Source organism: uncultured Methanobrevibacter sp., from assembly GCF_947169325.1.
GTDB lineage: Archaea > Methanobacteriota > Methanobacteria > Methanobacteriales > Methanobacteriaceae > Methanocatella.
In genome coordinates this window covers 1-5,046 of sequence record NZ_CAMVPN010000122.1, presented here as the reverse complement: position 1 = coordinate 5,046, position 5,046 = coordinate 1, and the positions used below count along the sequence as shown (strand labels likewise).

Genomic DNA, 5,046 nt, shown 5'->3' with positions numbered 1-5,046 from the left:
GCATTTCCCATGTACATCGATATTAAAACAAAATACTAATTAGTGGACAGTCCCAATATTGATATTTTTTTGTTCATTTTAATTCTCCCTATATGCTCATATCCGAATAAAAAAAAAGAATTTTGCATATATGATTATAATTTTATTCAAGATTAGTATATAACACTTTATATTTATTTATGAAACAATGAAAATACCTATAAAAATCACATACGCTATGTATGAATTATGTAACATTTCCACACACCTGCCTGTATAGCATATTGCATCTCCAAAAATAATAATTGCCAAAAAAAGGGATTGAATCAGTGATGGCTAAAAAGATTGGTCAATCTCAAGAACACTTTAAAGACAAAAACATCACGATCATGACATCATCACCGCTCCACCTACACTTAGGGCATGAATTTGAGGACTTTTGAAAATCATAAAATCCGATAACGGACCATACTGCAAAAACAGCAATAACATGGAATACATCTGAAGACATCTGGCCCAAAAGCGATGAAGAAAATGAAGCTAAATACCTGGCAAAATCCTTGAAGAATCAGGCAATATAATGAAAGCAGAACACAACAGAAAAGCGCATTACTATTTTTTGTTCGGAACTTACGATTATGAATCTGTCATCACTTCAAAGGTTGGCAAAGGATAACCATAATGAGAATCCTTCCAGCCTGAAAGAAAGCCCCAAATCAATAGAAAAAATTGTAGATGAAATCAATCATCTACTTAACTTTAACTGTTGTTTTTATGGTATCCTTAAGGTAAGTGACCTTAACAGTGTAGGTTTTGCCTTTCCTGAGCTTTTTGATGACATTTTTACCCAATGCCTTTTGAGCGACACCTTTGGAGTTGGTCTTGACCTTGTAGGTCTTGCCGGCAAACTTGAAAGTTATCCATTTGCCCTTAACCAATTTACCGTTGATCTTAAGGGTTGCCTTTAAGGTAAACTTCTTGGCTGTCTTTTTCACAGTCACTTTGCTTGCGGTGAGAACCTGCTTTACGCTAACCTTGTTTGTGTAGGTTTTGCCGTTGTATACCGTTTTAATGGAGTATTTTCCAAGAGTCTGCGTAATCTTGATTTTGGCTATTCCATTGCTGTCTGTTTTGACAGGAGTTGTCCTGCCATTGAATGTGAACTCAACAACTGCACCAACAACGGCATGCCCGTCACCATCGGTGACTTTAACGCTGAAGAATTTGCCCCCTGCATAATCAACTGAAATGTCCCTATTGTCAATGATTCTGGAATCATCCCCAACAGTGTATGCCTTTATGCAGGCAACAATTCCCTTTTCAACAAATAAATCTGTCCAGTTGCCCCAATAATCAGTCATTGAAACGTTGGCTTCGTACTTTAGTCTTGGAGATTCTGATATGGGCATCATATTTGATGTCACATAAACAGCGAACTCGTCACCTTTTTTAACCGGAACGTAATTGTTTAGTTTAATGGTATGATATCCCATATAGGGAGAGACCCCCTCCTGCGTTAGAAGAGTTTCGCCATTTACTTCAATCTTGATTGTGAAATTTATGCCTGATTGGTTGAAGTAGGTGCCGACTGCTGCCACCAAATCATCATCGACTGCAGTGAACCTGTTTGAATAAGTGATGGGCATGCCATGCCTGCCAACATCCGCCCCATACAGAAAACTAGTCGTTCCTCTAAAATCATACTGGTAGTTCTTATTGTATGAAACGGTATTTTCAAACAGAACTCCTGCAATGCTGAAAGAATCCACACCAAGTGTCTTGTCATAGTATGAAACATAGAAGTGTCCTCCGTCACCGAATTCCTCACCATAACTGTTCTGACAAATCCAAGCCCCATCTCCAGGAGGAGTTAATATGAAATTATCCGCCGAGAAAGTGTCATCCCATCCGATGACAGCAACAGCATGGTCCATCTTCAAATCCAATGAAACATACTGGGAGCAGGTATTGGAATCATAATACGGATATATTCCACTACGTATACCATCCCCATAAATGTTGCATCTCAATGCACCGCAATTAAGAAGGGCCCTTTTTATAAGGTCCACATTATCATGATTCACATTACTCAAAAACACTATATCCTGAACGTGCAAATTAGACTGGAATATAGGGGATATTTTGCCGACTTCATCAAATGTATCATTTTCCTCAGGTATCGGACCCAGCCAGCTTAAAAGATAACCTGCAGCGACTAAGTTATTGGCCCCGCCCATATGAGCAGAACCATATCTTGAATATAACAGCATTGTGTTTTGCATATTGTTTGCTGAAAAATGAATATTCAAACCGGATGATTTCAATAATGCTGATTCCAATGCCTCTGCAGATGCAAATGCCCAGCAGGCAGTAGAATAACCCTGGTCTTTTACTGAAGCATTCCAATTGAAATCCCTTAAATCAAAACGTATAGGAAGATTCTCCACGTCTATTTCATTAGTAAGCAATTTCAACTCAGGTATCGAACCAATTACCACCTGTGGATAGAATACCTCATCATCACAAATCGAATAATTTCCAGGACAGTTGACCACTCGAGATCCGTTCCTTTTAAAGGTAGCATGAATAGCTTCACCGCCGTCAAATGCCGAATCTGAAATTAGATACAGTGAATCGTAAATGCCTATTGTGCCACCGCCAATAAATGCAGAGTTGTTGATGAATCTTGAACCATGGACGCTTAAATTCCCATAATCACAGTATATTGCACCGCCATATGTCGGGTAATCATCATGCTCACCATTTCTGTTTGAAACGAATGAAGAGTTTCTGATTTCTGCTGAAACATCCGAAAGATAGATTGCACCGCCGTCATAATTCGAACGGCAGCGAGCAAATGTTGAATTGGAGACAGTCAAGTTATTGGACAATTGGACATATGCCCCTCCAAAATTACTTGAAGATTTTATAAAAGAAGAATTGTAGATATTTACACTGCCTTCTGTAAGTTGTCCATTATTTTTATCAATGAAAACCGCACCTCCATTTTTAGCTGAAGTGGTGTTTATGAATCTGGAATTTTCAACGGTTATCCTTTCATACCCATATGCTGCAACTGCACCTGCGGTTTGAGCGGCTTTCAAATCAATGAAATGAGTGTTATTGATAGTTATTGCGTAACCTGACCATATGAATATTGCAGAGCCGTATTCTGCAGACGAATTGGTAAAAAGAGAATTATTAATCAGCAAATTCGAATTATGATTAACGACAAGACCATATTTGCCGGAATATTTTGATTCAAAACGGCAAGAATCGAAACTAACCCTTTCTAATGCATTAATAGTATAAACTGCACTTCCAAACAAGGCAGCATTATCCATAAATTTCGAGTTTTTACAGCTGATATTTGATAAATCGTAAATCGCACCACCATACTGAGCGGAATTATTAATAAAAACACCATCAACCAAATCCACAGATCCGGCATTAATGATTGCACCTCCCTGCTGAGCGGAATTATTAATAAAAACACCATCAACCAAATCCAGCAATCCCCCATTATAGACCGTACCACTACGTTCTGCGGAATTATTAATAAAAACACCATCAACCAAATCCACTGCTCCATCATTACAGATTGCACTGCCAAACTGTGCTGTGTTATTGATAAAGACTGCACCGTCGAAATCCATTACTCCACTATTATAGATTACACCTCCTGAACCCGCAGTATTGTTTATAAAAGTACAATCGTTCAAAATAACTGAACCCCCACTTGATATTGCCGCACCCATATTAGCACTATTGTTTATAAAAGTACAACCATTCAAAACAATTGAACCGAAATTCATAATTGCCGCACCCACATTTGCACTATTGTTTATGAAAGTAACATTATTCAAAATGAGCAATCCAGAATTATAGACTGCAGAACCACTCACATAATAGGCATTCATTAAAATAAGATTGTTAAGCGTTGTATTTGTCGCTGCATTATAAAAAATTGCTTTATTATTCCCATCAAGAGCATGGCCGTTTCCATTTATGGTGATATTGTCCTTTTCAATTCTAATGCCGTTGGAACAGTTGTCGTTAATGTAGTCTTTTGTTATCTCCAAAGTGGCATTGGTAGTGTCAATGTCATTTTTCAAATCACTGAAAGATCCAGCATCTTCTGTTTGAAAAATATCTGCATTAACCGTGTCATTTGCACAATCCTGGGCGGATGCAAGCCCCATTGAAATGATTAAAAAAAGCAGAATGAACGTTATTTTTAGGAGTTTCATGAATAATAATTTATGAAACACCCTATTTAACATTAAGTTATTTACAATATCACAAAAAACCAGGCACACTAACGATTCATTATGCGGGAATTGGACGATAGCACACCACTTTTTAATTCATCCATTAAATTAACATTAACATCCCAGTTTTGTCATTGAAAACTCAGTTTTGAAAAGTGTTTGATATATATCGCCATTTAAAAGAAGAATAGAATTGCAAAAACCCTTATGGTAATGTGAATTCTGATGCATTAGATGAAAAGTAAAAAAGAAGATATCAATTAGATTAACTTTAAAATCAATTATTTGACATGATGGAATTGTCTGAAAAATCAATAGAAAAAAAATTGTAGATGAAGTCAATCATCTACTTTACTTTAACGGTTGTCTTTATTGTATCCTTAAGGTAAGTCACCTTGACTGTGTAGGATTTGCCTTTTTTGAGTTTGTTAATAACCTTTTTAGTTAATGCCTTTTGCGCAACACCTTTGGAGTTGGTCTTGACCTTGTAGGTCTTGCCGGCAAACTTGAAAGTTATCCATTTGCCCTTAACCAATTTACCGTTGATCTTAAGGGTTGCCTTCAAGGTAAACTTCTTGGCTGTCTTTTTGACTGTCACCTTGCTGGTCGTAATGACATGCTTTACAGTGACGGTATTTTTATATGCCTTGCCGTTGTATGTGGTTTTGACTGCGTATTTTCCAGGACCGTAGGTTATCTTTATTTCAGCCACTCCATTTTTGTTGGATTTTACAGTGGCGGTTTTTCCGTTGATTGTGAATTTGACATCAGCTCCAACTACGGCATGACCGTCAGC

Annotated in this window: 1 protein-coding gene and 1 pseudogene; both read right to left on the bottom strand. The window is 37.4% G+C overall.

Going from position 1 to position 5,046, the window contains the following annotated elements:
- Positions 1-728: 728 nt before the first annotated feature.
- On the bottom strand, positions 729-4,229 hold the full coding sequence (locus Q0W26_RS11360) for a C1 family peptidase (RefSeq protein WP_298525489.1): 3,501 nt from the start codon (positions 4,227-4,229) through the stop codon (positions 729-731).
- A 367-nt stretch (positions 4,230-4,596) separates the two neighbouring features.
- Positions 4,597-5,046: pseudogene (locus Q0W26_RS11355) on the bottom strand (hypothetical protein); the annotation flags it as partial.